The 16,376-nt window shown below is 62.0% G+C and carries 14 protein-coding genes; 11 read left to right on the top strand and 3 right to left on the bottom strand.

Translation table 11 applies throughout. The features are described from left to right. Positions 1-29: 29 nt before the first annotated feature. From J3364_RS20175 to pgi, 8 genes are all read left to right on the top strand, one after another. A complete protein-coding gene (locus J3364_RS20175) occupies positions 30-206 on the top strand; it encodes a hypothetical protein (RefSeq protein WP_165495810.1) in 177 nt (58 codons plus the stop codon). Then, the gene (locus J3364_RS20170; RefSeq protein ID WP_349559957.1) at positions 196-3,141 is read left to right on the top strand and encodes an ATP-binding protein; all 2,946 of its coding nucleotides are present in this window, start codon (positions 196-198) and stop codon (positions 3,139-3,141) included. Before J3364_RS20175 ends, J3364_RS20170 begins: the two co-directional genes overlap by 11 nt. 20 nt (positions 3,142-3,161) lie before the next feature. After that, complete coding sequence (locus J3364_RS20165) at positions 3,162-4,559, top strand: sigma-54-dependent transcriptional regulator (protein WP_349559956.1); 1,398 nt, start codon at positions 3,162-3,164, stop codon at positions 4,557-4,559. Positions 4,560-5,529: 970 nt separating this feature from the next. Next, the gene (gene pcnB / locus J3364_RS20160; RefSeq protein ID WP_349559955.1) at positions 5,530-6,879 is read left to right on the top strand and encodes a polynucleotide adenylyltransferase PcnB; all 1,350 of its coding nucleotides are present in this window, start codon (positions 5,530-5,532) and stop codon (positions 6,877-6,879) included. Positions 6,880-6,887: 8 nt separating this feature from the next. Next, the gene (folK, locus tag J3364_RS20155; protein WP_349559978.1) at positions 6,888-7,406 is read left to right on the top strand and encodes a 2-amino-4-hydroxy-6-hydroxymethyldihydropteridine diphosphokinase; all 519 of its coding nucleotides are present in this window, start codon (positions 6,888-6,890) and stop codon (positions 7,404-7,406) included. Between the two features lie 64 nt (positions 7,407-7,470). Continuing rightward, on the top strand, positions 7,471-8,265 hold the full coding sequence (panB, locus tag J3364_RS20150) for a 3-methyl-2-oxobutanoate hydroxymethyltransferase (protein WP_349559954.1): 795 nt from the start codon (positions 7,471-7,473) through the stop codon (positions 8,263-8,265). After that, positions 8,262-9,110, top strand: a complete 849-nt coding sequence (panC, locus tag J3364_RS20145; protein WP_349559953.1) for a pantoate--beta-alanine ligase — start codon at positions 8,262-8,264, stop codon at positions 9,108-9,110. The genes panB and panC overlap by 4 nt, the downstream gene beginning before the upstream one ends. A gap of 59 nt (positions 9,111-9,169) precedes the next feature. Continuing rightward, positions 9,170-10,834 carry a glucose-6-phosphate isomerase gene (gene pgi, locus J3364_RS20140; RefSeq protein ID WP_349559952.1) on the top strand — a complete coding sequence of 555 codons (1,665 nt, stop codon included), beginning with the start codon at positions 9,170-9,172 and terminating at the stop codon, positions 10,832-10,834. Between the two features lie 17 nt (positions 10,835-10,851). On the opposite strand, the gene folK (J3364_RS20135) is transcribed toward pgi, so the two are convergent. Next, entirely contained in the window at positions 10,852-11,373 is a 522-nt protein-coding gene (gene folK / locus J3364_RS20135) for a 2-amino-4-hydroxy-6-hydroxymethyldihydropteridine diphosphokinase (RefSeq protein WP_349559951.1), read from the bottom strand. Then, positions 11,373-11,729, bottom strand: a complete 357-nt coding sequence (gene folB / locus J3364_RS20130) for a dihydroneopterin aldolase (RefSeq protein WP_349559950.1) — start codon at positions 11,727-11,729, stop codon at positions 11,373-11,375. The genes folK (J3364_RS20135) and folB overlap by 1 nt, the downstream gene beginning before the upstream one ends. Before the next feature lie 134 nt (positions 11,730-11,863). Between folB and plsY the strand changes: the two genes are divergently transcribed. Next, the gene (gene plsY / locus J3364_RS20125) at positions 11,864-12,448 is read left to right on the top strand and encodes a glycerol-3-phosphate 1-O-acyltransferase PlsY (RefSeq protein ID WP_349559949.1); all 585 of its coding nucleotides are present in this window, start codon (positions 11,864-11,866) and stop codon (positions 12,446-12,448) included. Positions 12,449-12,456: 8 nt separating this feature from the next. Here plsY and tsaD read toward each other — a convergent pair whose 3' ends face one another. After that, a complete protein-coding gene (gene tsaD / locus J3364_RS20120) occupies positions 12,457-13,512 on the bottom strand; it encodes a tRNA (adenosine(37)-N6)-threonylcarbamoyltransferase complex transferase subunit TsaD (protein ID WP_349559948.1) in 1,056 nt (351 codons plus the stop codon). 580 nt (positions 13,513-14,092) lie between these two features. Here tsaD and rpsU point away from each other — a divergent pair. Further along, complete coding sequence (gene rpsU / locus J3364_RS20115) at positions 14,093-14,308, top strand: 30S ribosomal protein S21 (protein WP_004578868.1); 216 nt, start codon at positions 14,093-14,095, stop codon at positions 14,306-14,308. 239 nt (positions 14,309-14,547) lie between these two features. After that, positions 14,548-16,296: a DNA primase gene (gene dnaG, locus J3364_RS20110; RefSeq protein WP_349559947.1), complete on the top strand. Its 1,749-nt coding sequence runs from the start codon at positions 14,548-14,550 to the stop codon at positions 16,294-16,296. The last annotated feature ends 80 nt before the right edge of the window (positions 16,297-16,376 follow it).

Here is a 16,376-nt window from a genome sequence, read left to right as displayed (position 1 = left end):
ACTCGGTAACCGCAGGGAACAATTGCCCGATGTATATCTACCGACTGGTCTTCCTGCTTGTGTTGGCCGTTTACATCTTTTCCCCCAACATCCTCGACTGGTGGATTGAGCCCGGCAGTGCGTGGTACAGCCCGTTTATTGCCTGGGCCGGCCTGATTGCCGTGGGATTCTGGCTGGAATGGCGACGCGATCCCAATGAGTTTTAGCCTGACCACGCTGATCCTGGTCAGCCTCGCCTATCTATCCCTGCTTTTCGGTATTGCCCATATCACCGAGCGTGGCCTGATTCCGGCACGCTGGGTCCGGCACCCGCTGGTCTACATCCTCAGCCTCGGCGTTTATGCGGGCATCTGGGCGATCTACGGATCGGTCGGCATGGCCAGCGTGTTTGGCTTCGGTTACCTGGCCTACTACATCGGGATCAGCGGAGCTTTCCTGCTGGCACCGGTACTGCTCAACCCGATCCTGCGCATCGGGCGGACCTACCAGCTGACCTCGCTGGCCGACCTGTTTGCCTTCCGCTACCGAAGCCAGTGGGCCGGCACATTGGTGACCCTGCTTTCCGGGGCGGCGATCCTGTCGTTGCTAAGCATGCAGATCAAGGCGGTCGCCGATTCCGCGGCCCTGCTTTCCCCCGGCGCCTCGCCCCATATGATCGGCCTGCTGTTCAGTCTGGCAATGGTGCTGTTCACCGTATTGTTCGGTGCCCGCCGTGAGCAGGGGCAGGACAGTCACCAGGGCCTGGTCGTCGCCATCGCGTTCGACTCCCTGATCAAGTTGGTGGCCCTGCTGTTCCTCGGCGGTCTGCTGTTGTTCTCGGTGTTCGATGGCTTTGGCGGACTGGAAATCTGGCTCAACCACAACGTGGCGCTGGCCTCGCCGTTCGGCATCAAGCTGGACGACGGCAGCTGGCGGGCACTGATGCTGATGTCCTTCGCGGCGGCGCTGGTCCTGCCACACATGTACCACATGATCTTCAGCGAAAACCCCAGCCCGCGAGCACTGGCCAAAGCAAGCTGGGGGTTACCACTGTACCTGCTGTTGCTGGCGATACCGGTGCCGCTGATCCTGTGGGGTGGGCAGGCTCTCGATGCGCCGACCGAATCGAGCTATTTCGCCCTGGGCGCCACCTTCGGCCTGGGCCATCCGGCCCTGACCCTGGCCATGTACATCGCCGGGCTATCTGCCGCCAGCGGCCTGATGATCGTCAGCACCCTGGCCCTGGCCGGTATGGTGCTCAACCATGTGGTCCTGCCCCTGCGCCCGCCGCGGGAGCGCGCGGACATCTACGGCTGGCTGCGCTGGGTCAAGCGGATACTGGTGGCGGTCATCATCTTTGCGGCACTAGTGTTCTATGAAGGGGTCGGTTCCAGGCTGGACTTCGCGACGCTCGGTATCCTCGCCCTGGCCGGCGTGCTGCAGCTGCTACCCGGCGCGCTGGGCGTCATCTACTGGCCGGAGGGCAACCGTAAGGGGCTGATCGCCGGGTTGCTGGCAGGTGCCGGCATCTGGGCCCTGACGCTGGTACTGCCGTTCTCGGTCGATGCCGACATCCTGACGCTCGTCGGGCTGCCTTCGGTCTCGGTGTCCAATTCCCATATCTTCGCCTTTGCCAGCCTGACCGTGAACGTCAGTGTTTTTGCCCTGATCTCGCTGCTCACGGAAACCTCCAGCGAAGAGGACAGCGCGGCCCAGTCATGCTCACTGGGCGCGCTGTCGCGTCCACAGCGGCGCGAGCTGCTGTCCGGCTCATCCGACGAGTTCAAGCAGCAACTGGCCACACCTTTGGGCCAGGCCGTTGCCAGCCGGGAAGTGAACCGAGCCCTGTTCCAACTGCGCCTGCCCAGCATCGAGTACCGTCCCTACCAGTTGCGCCGCCTGCGCGACCAGATCGAGGTCAACCTGTCGGGCCTGATGGGGCCGTCGGTGGCCCAGGACATCGTCAAGCACCACCTCGGTTTCAAACCCCAGGCCGGCGGTCGCACTGGCCAGGACATCCACTACATCGAAAAGGCGCTGGGGGATTACCAGAGCCAGCTCACCGGTCTCGCTGGCGAACTGGACAACCTGCGGCGCCATTACCGTCAAACCTTGCAGAACCTGCCCATCGCCACCTGCTCGATCGGCGATGACGGCGAAATCCTGATGTGGAACCACGCCATGGAGGAGGTCACCGGCATTGCTGCTGACGACGTGGTGGGCGCTCGGCTGACCGCACTGCCCGACCAGTGGCAGGAGATGCTGGAGGACTTCGTCAATGGCGAGGAACTGCACCGTTACAAGCACCGGCTCGACATGAAGGGCCGTCCGCGCTGGTTCAACCTCCACAAATCAACCCTGAGCGGACCGGACCACCCGGAAGGCGGCAACGTGGTGCTGGTCGAGGACCAGACCGAAACCCGCCTGCTGGAAGACGAACTGATGCACAGCGAACGCCTCGCCTCGGTCGGCCGCCTGGCCGCGGGGGTGGCGCACGAGGTGGGCAACCCGGTCACCGGGATCTCGTCGCTGGCCCAGAACCTGAAACTGGAGACCGACAACCCGGACATCCTGTCCACAGCCGACCAGATCCAGCAGCAGACCCGTCGCATCTCACGCATCCTGCAGTCGCTGATGAACTTTGCCCGCTCCGGCAACCACGCACCGGCCAACCGCTACGAACCGGTGGAACTGCGCCGCTGCATCGACGAATCCCTCAACCTGGTGTCGCTCAGTGGCAAGGGCCGCAGCCTGCAATACAGCAACGATTGCCCGGCCGGACTCCAGGTGCTGGGCGACGAACAGCGGCTGGTGCAGGTCTTCGTCAACCTGCTGGCCAATGCGCGCGATGCCTCACCCGAGGGCAGCTTGATCCGGATCAGTGGAAAGCAGGAAGCCTACTCCGCTATCATCGAAGTCGTTGATGAGGGTGCAGGCATTCCTGCAGACCAGCTCGATCACATCTTTGAGCCTTTCTATACGACCAAGGCGCCCAACGAAGGCACCGGTCTTGGGCTCTCGCTGGTGTACAGCATCGTTGAAGAGCATTACGGTCATATCCAGGTTGAGAGTCCGGTCGCGAAAGACGGCAACGGCGGCACGTGCGTGCGGCTGAGCCTGCCGGCTTTCGAAGCGGACACAGACACCCTCCAAGAATCATGAAAGAGGCGGCTTCCCGAGGCATGCATCGTATCCTGATCGTAGAAGACGAAGAGATCATTCGCTCAGCCCTGCGCAAGCTGCTGACCCATGCCGATTACGATGTCTCCGATGCCGGTTCCGTCGACGAGGCCCGTTCCCATTATGAGCTGGACGGTTTCGATCTGATCATTTCCGACCTGCGCCTGCCTGGTGCCGCCGGTACTGAGCTGATCCGCCTGGCACCCAACACCCCGGTGCTGATCATGACCAGCTACGCCAGCCTGCGCTCGGCGGTGGATTCCATGAAGCTGGGCGCGGTGGAGTACATCGCCAAGCCATTCGATCACGACGAGATGCTGGCATCGGTCGAGGACATTCTCAAACGTACCGCCGTCCGCGAGCCGGAAGCGTCCGGTGAAGACGACGCCGAGGACGAACCGCAAACGGCTGAGGGCGATCCCTCCCGAATCATGTATGGCCAGTGTTCGGCCATGCAGCATGTCTTTACCCTGATTCGCAAGGTCGCCCCTACGGAGACCACTGTCCTGATCCATGGTGAATCCGGGACCGGTAAGGAACTGGCGGCCCGCGCCCTGCACCAGCTCAGCCCGAGAGCCCGTCAGCCGCTGATCTGCGTCAACTGTGCCGCCATACCGGAAAGCCTGATCGAGTCCGAACTGTTCGGTCATGAGAAAGGTGCCTTCACCGGCGCCGTCTCCGCCCGTACCGGCCTGATTGAAGCAGCCGATGGCGGCAGTCTTTTCCTGGATGAAATTGGCGAACTGCCGGCAGAGGCCCAGGCCCGGCTGTTGCGCGTCCTGCAGGAAAGCGAAATCCGCCGGGTGGGTTCGACCCAGAGCCGCACGGTGGATGTGCGCATGATCGCAGCAACCCACCGGAACCTGCGTGCCATGACAAAGACCGCCGAGTTCCGGGAGGACTTGTATTACCGCCTGAACGTGATGCAGATCCGCATTCCGCCCCTGCGGGAACGCGATGGCGACATCCTGGGCCTGGCCAAACGCTTCCTGCAACGCCAGGGCCAGCGCATGGGCAAGCCGGACATCAGTCTCAGCCCGGAATCCATGCGCGCGCTGGAACAGCATCGCTGGCCCGGTAACGTGCGGGAGCTGGAAAACGCCATCGAGCGGGCTACCATCCTCTGCGATGACGGTATGATTACCCCTTACCTGCTCGACCTGGATACGGACGGCACCGATGTTCACATCCCGGCCGGACTGCTGGAAGAGGAAGATCCGACGCCCGCACCGGACCCTCAGACCTCCAACGACCTCTCATTGGAAGACTATTTCCAGCATTTCGTGCTGGAGAACCAGGACAAGATGAGCGAGACCGAACTGGCGCAGAAACTCGGCATCAGCCGCAAGTCGCTCTGGGAGCGTCGTCAGCGCCTGGGCATCCCGCGCAAGAAAAGCTGATCCGCGCCGGCGATCGCCTCCCTGCCGGCAAACCTTTCCTTATTGTAATCCACCGTCAGGAACTGCCGCGTCCTCCGGCCTGTCGATCAGGACAGACCGGACAACGGCGGTTGTACCTTGCACTCGCCCCGCTTTCGAGTAGTGAGGACGAACTGGCTAACCGGGATGCATTGACTACTCTTTAGTCAAGACACCCATTGCCACCCGTGACCGATCAAAGTGTGAACTGCGCCTCAGCTGTTACCCGGTGTTACCTGGGGGAACAGACTCGGTCTGAGAACTGAGACCGAAGTAACACTCAGATCTAAAAAAAACCCACCCTTCGGAAACCACTTATTCATAACCCATTGTTAATAAAGGATTACCAAAAACTGGCACGCGCACTGCAACCTATACGAGCGAACAACAACAAGAACTGAATGACGCAGCGTCAAAACAAGAACAAAAAGCTGCAATGCGCTCATCAACAAAAACAAGAATTGAGCGCGAGCGAACTGAGTGTTTTGGGTGCTGAGCTTTTTAGTGGTGCCTGACTGTTGCGAGTTGCACGTGAAGAAAAGAATCGTCTTCCAGACGGCCCTATCACTTGCTCAAATCTCGCGAAAAGTCATTGCCGCTCTCTGTGGTCAAAGCGTTCCGCTCGCATCATTCGCTCCTGGCTTGGAGCTTGCGTTCAACCGTTTTAGAGCGCGCCACAACAACAACAATGCAGATCGTCTACTCTTCTCGGCGGGTTCGTGTTTCACGTTCCCGCCTTTTGATTTTCTGGGGCCCTGAATCGGCCCCGACTTTCCTGACACCCCGGTTCCCGAATGGTTGTTCGCCTTAACTGCAACAAACCGGTAAACTCCCAGCCTAATCTCCTTGTCGTCGAACCTGCAGACCGGGTTTCTGTACGGCCAGCCCAGGCCGCCCGACGGAAATCTCCTGGCAGAGCACTCACACGACCTAACCATCAGAATCTGTATCGATGTTAGATAAGATAAAGTCCAAAATTTTCGGGAAAGGCAAAAAACAAAAATCCGCCTACCAGCGTCAGGTCATTCCCCGCGACCAGCATTCCGTCTCACGCACCCTGATCAGCGACCCGGCGAAGAAGGTCCTGAACCGCCTGAACAAGGCCGGATTTGAAGCCTACCTGGTCGGCGGCGGCGTTCGCGACATCCTGCTGGATGGCCACCCCAAGGATTTTGACGTGGCCACCAACGCCACGCCGGAGGAAGTCCGGGACCTGTTCCGCAACTCCCGCATGATCGGTCGCCGTTTCCGCATCGTGCATGTCCTGTTCGGCCGGGAAGTCATTGAAGTCACCACGTTCCGTGGCAATGCCACCGAAGCCGACAGCGATGACGATGATGAACGACGCTCCAACGAACACGGCCTGCTGCTGCGCGACAACGTCTATGGCACCATGGAAGAAGACGCGCTGCGCCGCGATTTCACGATCAACGCCCTCTACTACAGCATGGAGGATTTCAGCGTTATCGATTTCACCGGTGGCGCCGCGGATCTGCGTGCACGCCGGCTGTCGTTGATCGGCGATCCGGAAACACGCTACCGGGAAGATCCGGTCCGCATGCTGCGGGCCATTCGTTTTGCGGCCAAGCTCGACTTCAGCCTGGCGCCGGAAACGGAAGCCCCGATTCGCGAACTGGCACCGCTGCTGACTCATATTCCGCCGGCCCGCCTGTTCGATGAAGTGCTCAAGCTGTTCTCCGCCGGTTACGGGGCCACCACCTACGACCTGCTTCAGGCCTATGGCCTGTTCGCACCGCTGTTCCCGGCCACCGCGGTCGCTATTGAACACGGTGAGCCGGACGGTGTGATCCGCCGCGCGCTGGAGAACACCGATCGCCGCATCAACCAGGGTAAGTCCGTTACGCCTTATTTCATGTATGCCGCGTTGATCTGGCCGGCTCTGCAGGCCGAATGGAAGCGCCGCCAGAACCAGGGCGAGGCCGCCCAACCGGCCCTGCATGCGGCCATCGCTCGCGTAATTGGCCAGCAGGTGCAGGCCACCGCCATTCCGCGCCGTTTCTCCGGCCCGATGAAAGAGATCTGGGAGCTGCAGATGCGCCTGCCCCGTCGCAACGGCAAGCGCGCCTTCGCGACACTGGAACATCCACGCTTCCGGGCCGCCTACGATTTCCTGCTGGTGCGGGAAGCGGCCGGCGAGGATACCGAAGGCCTCGGACAATGGTGGACCGATTTCCAGAATGCCGATGACCGCGGTCGCGAGAACATGCTGTCGGAGCTGGGCCCGGCCGGTCCCCGCAACCGGCGCCGCAAGCGTCGCAAAAAGCCCCAATCCAAGGACTGACCATGGGTATGGTTGACGCCTACATCGGACTGGGCAGCAACCTGGCCGATCCGCTGAGCCAGCTGGCCGGCGCCCTGGCGCGGCTGGCGGCCCTGCCCCGGACGCACCTCGTCGCCCAGTCCCCCTTCTATGCCAGCCGCCCGGTGGGCCCCCAGGATCAGCCCGATTTCGTCAACGGCGCAGTCCACCTGCAAACCGAACTCGCCCCTCTGGAACTGCTGGACGCCCTGCAGAGCATCGAGCAGGCCCATCAGCGCGAACGCATCCAACGCTGGGGGCCGCGCACGCTGGATCTGGACCTGCTGATCTACGGCACCCAGACCATCAACAACGACCGACTGACCGTTCCCCATGCCGAACTGGCCAACCGGGATTTTGTCCTGCAGCCCCTTCTGGACCTGACCCCCGAGTTGCAAGTACCCGATGGCCGACGCATTGCCGATCTGCGTCGGGCGTGCGCGGATAACGGATTACGTCGCCTCCACCCTGTCCCGGGCAGCCTTGCCTCACCAGGGGGTGACGATTAATCTAGGGACTTCCCCGGACAATCCCGGCATCTCCTCCATAATCCACCCATAAGGCAAGGATTCTATGGCTGTCACCATCAACACGCTGCGTGAACGCAAGCAGAACCACGAAACCTTTTCCGTACTGACGGCATACGATGCCACTTTCGCCCAATTGATCAGCGAAGCTGGTGTTGATGTCATGCTGATTGGCGATTCGCTTGGCATGGTGTTGCAGGGGAACGACAGTACGATTCCGGTGACCATGGAAGAGATGTGTTACCACACCCGCGCCGTCGCCAAGGGCAACCGGGGCGCACTGATCATGGCGGACATGCCGTTCATGAGTTATGGCACCACCGAAGCCGCCCTGGAGAATGCGGCCGCACTGATGCGGGCCGGCGCCCACATGCTCAAGCTGGAAGGGACCGACTGGATGAAAGACACCATCCACGCCCTCAGCGAGCGCGGCGTCCCGGTTTGCGCCCACCTGGGCCTGACGCCACAGTTCGTCAACAAGTTTGGCGGCTTCAAGGTGCAGGGTCGCGGTGACGCCCAGGCGGACGCCATGGTCGAGCACGCGCGCCTGCTGGTGGATGCCGGCGCCGACGTCATCCTGCTGGAATGCGTGCCGGCGGCGCTGGCGAAACGCATTACCGAGAGTGTCGATGCACCCGTGATCGGCATCGGCGCCGGCTCGGACACCGACGGTCAGGTCCTGGTCATGCACGACATGCTGGGCGCCACCACGGGCCGCTCGCCGCGGTTCGTCAAGAATTTCCTGGCGGAGGCCGACTCGATCCAGGGGGCTTTCGAAGCCTACGTCGCCGCCGTGCGGGACAGACGCTTTCCAGCTGAGGAGCACACGTTCAAGTCATGAGAACGGTACACACCATCAAGGAGCTCCGTGCGCTTCTGAACAGCCATCGCCAGCACGGCCACCGCGTTGGCCTGGTGCCCACCATGGGCAACCTGCACGCCGGCCATATTTCACTGGTGGAAAAGGCGCTGTTACAGGCCGATGTGGTGGTCACGAGCATCTTCGTCAATCCGATGCAGTTCGGCGCCGGCGAGGATCTGGAAACCTACCCGCGCACCCTGCGGGATGATCAGGAAAAACTCGAGGCGGCCGGGAACCATATCGTGTTCGCGCCCAGCGTCGAAGAGGTCTATCCGCATGGTCTGGTCCAGCAGACTCAGGTCTCGGTCCCAGTGGTTAGCGAAGGCCATTGCGGTGCCAGCCGGCCGGGCCATTTCGACGGCGTATCCACCGTCGTCTCCATGCTGTTCAACATGGTCCAGCCCGATGTGGCGGTATTCGGTGAGAAAGACTTCCAGCAGTTGGCCGTGATCCGCAAGATGGTCGCCGACCTGTTCATGCCGGTGGAAATTGTCGGCGCGCCGACCCACCGCGAAGAAGACGGTCTCGCCCGCAGCTCCCGCAACGGCTATCTGAACGAACAGGAGCGGGCCATCGCCCCAACACTGTTCCAGACGCTGCAGACCACCGCCCAGGCGCTGAAAGACGGCGACCGCGACTTCGCCACGCTGGAGAGCGACGCGCAAACCCGCCTGACCGAAGCCGGCTTCCGGCCGGACTACTACAACATCGTAAACAGCCTAACGCTAAAGCCGGCAAAGAAGGACGACACACAGATCACCATCCTCGCTGCCGCCTTTCTGGGGACCACTCGACTGATCGACAACCTATCCATTAATCGCTAGTCGCGGGGTCGGGTCAGCAACGATCCGGCGCCGTAACGGCAACCCACCAGGGAGAGGACATGAGTACGAGCAAGCCAGGCCTGACCGAAAAACCGGAATGGAAAACCCTGATCGACCATCAGGCCAGCCTCAAAGACACGCACATGCGGGATCTGTTCGACCAGGACCCGGAGCGTTTCCAGAACTACTTCACCACCGCCGCCGGCATCTCCCTGGACTATTCGAAGAACCTGATCACCCGCGAGACCATGCCCCACCTGATGGCGCTGGCCCGGGCCTGCAAGGTGCCGGAACAGATCGAAGCCATGTTCCGCGGCGACAACATCAACACCAGCGAAAACCGTCCGGCCCTGCACACGGCCCTGCGTAACCTGAGTGATGAACCGATGCGCGTCGGCGACCAGGACATCATGCCGGAAGTCCGCTCAACGCTGGCGCGGATGGAAGAGTTCGTGTGGCGCATTCGCAGCACCCAGTGGCGCGGGTTTACCAACAAGCCGTTTACCGACGTCGTCAGTATCGGCATCGGCGGCTCCTTCCTTGGCCCCAAACTGGTATCCGCGGCGCTCAAGCCCTACTGGCACGGCCGCCTGAACTGCCACTACGTGGCCAACATCGACGGCAGCCACATCACCGAAGTCCTGCGCCACATCAACCCGGAAACCACCCTGTTCCTGATCCAGTCCAAGTCCTTCAAGACCCAGGAAACCCTGGAGAACACCAAGGTCGCCCGGGAGTGGTTCCTACACAACGGCGGCGATGAAGCACTCATTTCCAAGCACTTCGTCGCGGTCACCGCCAACGAAAAAGAAGCCATCGATTTCGGCATCGCCGAGGAAAACATCTTCCCCATGTGGGACTGGGTCGGCGGTCGCTACTCGCTGTGGTCGGCTATCGGTCTACCCACCGCGCTTACCATCGGCATGGAAAACTTCCGCTCGCTGCTGTCCGGCGCCCACGCCATGGACCAGCACTTCAAGAACGCGCCCCTGGAAGAAAATCTGCCGGTCATCCTGGCGCTACTCGGCGTCTGGTACGGCAACTTCTGGGGCGCCGACGCCCACGCTATCCTGCCGTACGACCATTACCTGCGCGGCCTGCCGGCCCACCTGCAGCAGCTGGACATGGAAAGTAACGGCAAGTGCGTCACCCACGACGGCACGTCCGTGAATTACGAGACCGGCCCGATCATCTGGGGCGGCGCCGGCGCCAACGGCCAGCACGCCTATCACCAGCTACTGCACCAGGGCACCCGCATGTCGCCGGCGGACTTCATCATCCCGTTGCGCACCCACAACCCGGTGGCCACGCATCACGCCATCCTGTTCGCTAACTGTCTGAGCCAGGCCCAGGCGCTGATGCGCGGCAAGAATCTCGACGAGGCGCGGGCGGAGCTGCGGGACCAGGGGCTGGATGAGGCCGCCATCGAAAAGCTGGCGCCGCATAAGGTGATCCCGGGCAACAAGCCGTCGAACACCATCCTGTTCGAGCGCAGCACGCCGCGCACGGTGGGTGCCCTGGTGGCGCTTTACGAGCACAAGACGTTCGTTCAGGGCGCAATCTGGGATGTGGATTCGTTCGATCAGTGGGGCGTGGAGCTGGGCAAACAGCTGGGGCAGGATATTCTCGACCGCCTGCTCGCCTCAAGCGATGACAAGCAGACCGACAGTTCAACCGACGGCCTGATCGATCTGTTCCGACGCAAGCACAAAGACGACGCCTGACGTCCAGTTGGAAACGCTCAGGGGCGCGGTGAAATCGCCCGCCCCTGCCAGCTAAAGGGGATGGGCCACAGCTTCTGGTCACCGGTGTATTCGGCCCAGAGCTGCCGGTAGGTCCTGTTCTTTTCCGGATGCTCAACAGCCGGGGCAATTTCAGCCAGAGGCCGCAGCACAAACGCATTGGTGAGGATTTCGCCGCGCGGCAACTCGACACCATCGATCACGCCCACCCGGTCATCGTAGGTCAGGATATCCAGATCCAGCGTGCGCGGGCTGAATTTCGGCATGCCGGGCCGGCGCCCGTTGTCCACTTCCAGGCCCTTGAGAAAGCGCGACAGCGTGGCAATGGATTCCCCGGTGCGAATCCCCACCACCAGATTGTAGAAGGGGCTCCCGTCGAAGCCGACCGACTCACTTTCGTAGACGGACGACACGGCGAACAGCTCATAACGCTCCGAAAGGGCGTTCAGCGCCGCCAGCACGTGGCGCTCGCGGTCCACATTGCTGCCGATACCGAGGTAGACGGTCGCTGCAAAAGACACTAACGCGCTCCCCTCTCGATGCGCACCCCAACACTTCGGGCATCCGGAACGGCGCCCGGTTTGCGCACGCACAGATTCAGCCAGTTGACGCCGTGGCGCTTGCGAATCTCAGCAGCAAGGGATTCCGCAGCCGCCTCCAGCAATCTGGGCTGATTGTCCCGGAACCACTGGCGGATGGTTTCGCTGACAGCGGCATAATCCAGCGCGTCCGCGACATCGTCGCTGACGCCAGGCGCCCGATTATCCCAGGTCATTTCCAGGTCGATTTCCAAGCGCTGCAGGATGTGCCGTTCCCATTCGTAGTCACCGATCACGGTTTCCACAACGAGCCCTTCGATAAATACCGTGTCTGTCACGGGTAAGTCGCCCTCATTAAAAACTTGCGGCCTGCCTCACATTCCCATTAACGTGATTTCAGACCATTCCCCAACGCACGCGCGACGTGCGGGGGAGCGATTCTCGCACAATCGACTGTTCGACGTCTCTGCCCATGCCCGAAACCGCACTGACTGTGATCACCGGTCTCTTCGCCTACCTCATGGGCTCGATCCTGTTTGCGCCACTGATCTGCCGCCTTTGGCGATTGCCGGATCCGCGAGCCCTGGGCTCCGGCAATCCCGGCGCCACCAATGTCTACCGTGCCGGCGGCTGGCTACCGGCACTGGTCACGCTGGCGCTGGACGCCCTCAAGGGAGCCATCCCGGTCTGGATCGGCACCGCTATTGATCTCGGCCCGGTAGCGCTGGCCGTCATTGCCCTGTGCGCGGTCACTGGCCACATGCTCCCGCTGTTCGCCCGCTTCCAGGGCGGCAAGGGCGTAGCCACCGCCTTGGGTGCCGGCCTCGCTCTGGCGCCAATGACCACCATCATTCTGGCCAGCCTGTGGAGCCTGATGATGTGGCGCTGGCATATTTCGTCACTGGCGTCCGTGACTGCCGCGGTCGCCGGCCCCATCATCAGTACGCTGCTGGAACCTGACGCCCTGCCCCTGTTCGGCCTCCTGACCCTGCTAATCCTCGTGCGTCACCGGGACAACCTGATCCGCCTGGCGCAGCGCCGCGAACCGCCGGTGTGAGTCCCGACTTACGCTTTCAGGCCGTTAACGCAGGGCGTTTCCAGTGACGGCAGCGTATTCATCGGCCAGCGCGGCACCGCCACAATCCGGTCCCCGTCCCGCTGCCCGGCCAGCAGCCGCTGGCAGCCGGCATAGGCAATCATCGCCCCATTGTCGGTACAGAATTCCGGCCTGGCATAGAACACTTCCGCCCGCAGTTTTCCAACCATGGTCTCCAGAGCCGCCCGCAGACGCCGATTGGCACTGACGCCTCCGGCCACCACCAGACGCTTGCACCCCGACGCTTCCAGCGCCCGACGGCACTTGATCGCCAGGGTATCGACCACCGAGCTTTCAAATGCCAACGCGATATCGGCCCGAGTCTGGTCATCCAGACCGCCATTGGCCTCGGCGTCGTTCACCGTGTTGAGCGTGTAGGTCTTCAGACCGCTGAAGCTGAAATCCAGCCCCGGCCGATCGGTCATCGGGCGCGGAAACCGATAGCGACCTTCCCGGCCCTGCTCGGCCAGCTTCGCCACCCGAGGGCCGCCCGGGTAGTCGAGACCAAGCATCTTGGCCGTCTTGTCGAACGCTTCGCCGGCAGCATCGTCCACGGACTCGCCCAGCAATTCGTACTGCCCGATGCCGTCGACCCGAACCAACTGCGTGTGGCCGCCGGAGACCAGCAGGGCCACGAATGGGAACTCGGGTGGATTATCTTCCAGCATTGGCGCCAGCAGATGGCCCTCCATGTGGTGCACACCCAGCACCGGAATATCCAGCGCCAGCGCCAGCGCGTGGGCCACCGAACCGCCCACCATCAGTGCGCCGATCAGCCCAGGGCCGGCCGTGTACGTCACCGCATCCAGATCGTGGCGGGTGCAGCCCGCCTCGGCCAGCACCTGGTCACACAGCGGCAGCAGCTTGCGAACGTGGTCCCGCGAGGCCAGTTCCGGCACCACGCCACCGTAATCGGCGTGCATATCGATCTGGCTGAACAGCGCATGGGACAGCAGGCCGCGCTCGTTGTCGAACAGCGCGACACCGGTTTCGTCACAGGAGGTCTCGATTCCCAGAACCAGCATATTGAACTTCCATCGGGTCGCCCCTATATCCGGGGCAGGTAAAAATGACGCCGTATTTTACCAGATCAGGGCCAGCACGGCCGCTGTGGTTTTCACGGGGCCGCCACGCCCCTGATGATCGAATTGAGCGCTTTACAACCAGCCAGATAAGACGCTATCATTGCCGCCCTTAAGGAGCCTCTGATCAACTCCGAATCACCTCTGCGTGCTCTGTAGGCTGTAGCTGCAAGGCGTGGCTCGCCGGTAATGGCCGGAGCCCTTGCCAAGAGTCGCAACGCAGCAGATGCAGCCTTCAGAGCGCGCCCTGCGGGGCATTCAGAGCGACCCACACTCCGCGTTGCGACTTTTTGAAAGGCAACCAGCCTTACTGCGAAGTCGCGCCTTGATTGTGAATCGCTCTGAATGCCAGAGGGGATCCGGAGTTGATCAGAGGCTCCTTGAATCTGCGCTGGTCGAGTTTTAGACAATTCTCGTCTGATCTGCGCGAGATCAAACGAATCATCAGCGCCAGGCACGGGCCTTGGGCCCGCGCGGGAACTGAACTCAAACCGAATCGATCTTAAAGGTAGGTGATTTTCGAATGCCAGCTGTTAAAGTGAAAGAGAATGAGCCATTCGACGTAGCGCTGCGTCGCTTCAAGCGGTCTTGTGAAAAGGCCGGCATTCTGTCCGAAGTGCGTCGTCGTGAGCACTACGAGAAGCCGACTGCCGTTCGTAAGCGCAAAGCTGCCGCTGCCGTCAAGCGCCATCTCAAGAAGCTTCAGCGGGAACAGCGTAAGTTCGAGCGTCTGTACTGAGTTTCAGACCGCCCGGATTTGCCGCTTCACACCCCTTGCCGGCACGCCGGTCGTAGGGGTGCATGCATCCGATGCCGTCGAGGCCCTGCTTCGGCGGCATTTTTTGGCTTGTGGGTGCCCTCTTTTCGTCCTGACTCCGCGCCATAGCAAAGCGCAATGACCCCGCTCACGGGCCCACTGGCAACCCGAGCGATTTGGTCTAGTCTCTTGATGCTGAGTTTTACAACGCCGGAGATGTCATGAGCGGCCTGATCCCCCAACGCTTTATCGATGAGCTTCTGGACCGGGTTGACCTGGCCGAGCTGATTGGAAGCCGGATCACACTGAAGAAGGCCGGCGGTAACTACAAGGCCCGCTGCCCCTTCCACGACGAAAAGACGCCATCGTTCAACGTCCGCCCTGACAAGGGGTTCTATCACTGCTTTGGCTGTGGCGCCCATGGCGACGCCATCAGCTTCGTCCGCGAATACGACAACCTGGGATTCACTGAAGCCGTCGAGGAACTGGCGCGTCGCATGGGCCTGGAAGTGCCCTACGACAAAGCGGCCCGCCAGGAAATGCAGCAGGTGCGAACGCTGACGGACGCCCTGGAGTTTGCCAACCAGTTCTATCGTGACGCCCTGAACCAGCCGGGTGCCGCCCTGGCGAGGGACTATCTGCGCCAACGCGGTCTCGATGCGGCCACGATCGAACAGTATCAGATCGGTTTCGCTCCGGGTGACGGCGCTGCGCTGCACCAGGCCGCCGAGTCGGCGCTGCGCGGGCCGCTGATCGAAACCGGCACGGTGTCGGACAAATACGGACGACCGCGGGACCTGTTCCGTAACCGGATCATGTTCCCGATCCGCAATACGCGGGGGCGCACGATCGCGTTCGGCGGCCGCACACTGGGCGACGACAAGGCGAAGTACATCAACTCGCCGGAATCGGACGTGTTTCACAAGAGCCGGGAAATCTACGGCCTGTTTGAAGCACAGAAAAGCCTCCGGCGACTGGACCGCCTGCTGGTGGTCGAGGGCTATATGGACGTCATCGCCCTCGCCCAGCACGGCATCCATGAAGCAGTGGCGACATTGGGTACCGCCACCAACCAGGACAGCCTGCAGGCGCTGCTGCGCCATGTTCGGCACGTGGTGTTCTGCTTCGATGGCGACAACGCCGGCTTCCGGGCCGCCGATCGCGCCATGGACAACGCACTGGAACTGATGGCGGACGGGCTGCACCTGCAGTTCCTGATGCTACCCGAGGGCGAAGATCCGGACACATTGGTCCGCAAGGAAGGCGCCGACGCCTTTCGCCAGCGCATCGAAGGCGCCGCGCCACTGTCGCGCTTCCTGTTCGATCGGCAGAGCGAGGGCCTGGACCTGAACCTGCCGGAGCATCGCGGGGAGCTGCGGGCACGGGTCGAGCCGCTGCTCGACAAGATGCCGCGCAGCACGCTGCGCGATGCCATGTGGCACGAAATGATGCGCCTGTGCGGCCGCCGCGAATGGCAGCCCCGGCGGGACGGCAGTGGCAATAAGGGAAAAGGCTTCCGGGGCAAAGGATTCAAGGGCCCGGAGCGCATCAGCGAGGAACCGGTTGAGGTTCGCCTGAGCCGAGACAGCAGCCTCAGCCTCGCCCTGATCGAAGCGCCGGATCTGGCAGAAGAAGTGCTGGAAGCCGCTCGCCAGGATCGCAGTCTGCGACAATCAGGCCGACTGGCGCACTGGATTCGCGAGTCGAATCTGAAACAACACCGGGAAGTGATTACCGCCCTGGCCTTTGACGGCCGGGCCCGGTCACAGTTTTACCACCTGTTCGACGGCATCGAGCATGTCCCCGAACGGGAGAACACCATCGCCTCGGCCAGAGAAATCCTGACACCGAACCGGGAAGCCGTTCGAAAGCAGAGAATCGCTGCGCTGATCAAGCGCAAGGCCGCCGGCGAGTTTACCGCGGAAGATCACCGCGAACTGAAGCGCCTGAGCAGTGGTGAAGGCGGTTGAACCTTTTCGCAAATGCCCAATCGAAAGGCATTGTGGAGGTTACTTACTGGGGTTTCTCTTGAAACAGGGAAGCCGCGCCA

Source organism: Marinobacter sp. NFXS9, from assembly GCF_040148665.1.
GTDB lineage: Bacteria > Pseudomonadota > Gammaproteobacteria > Pseudomonadales > Oleiphilaceae > Marinobacter_A > Marinobacter_A mangrovi.
Note: the sequence above shows the minus strand (reverse complement) of the source record. Positions and strands in the feature narration are given on the sequence as shown.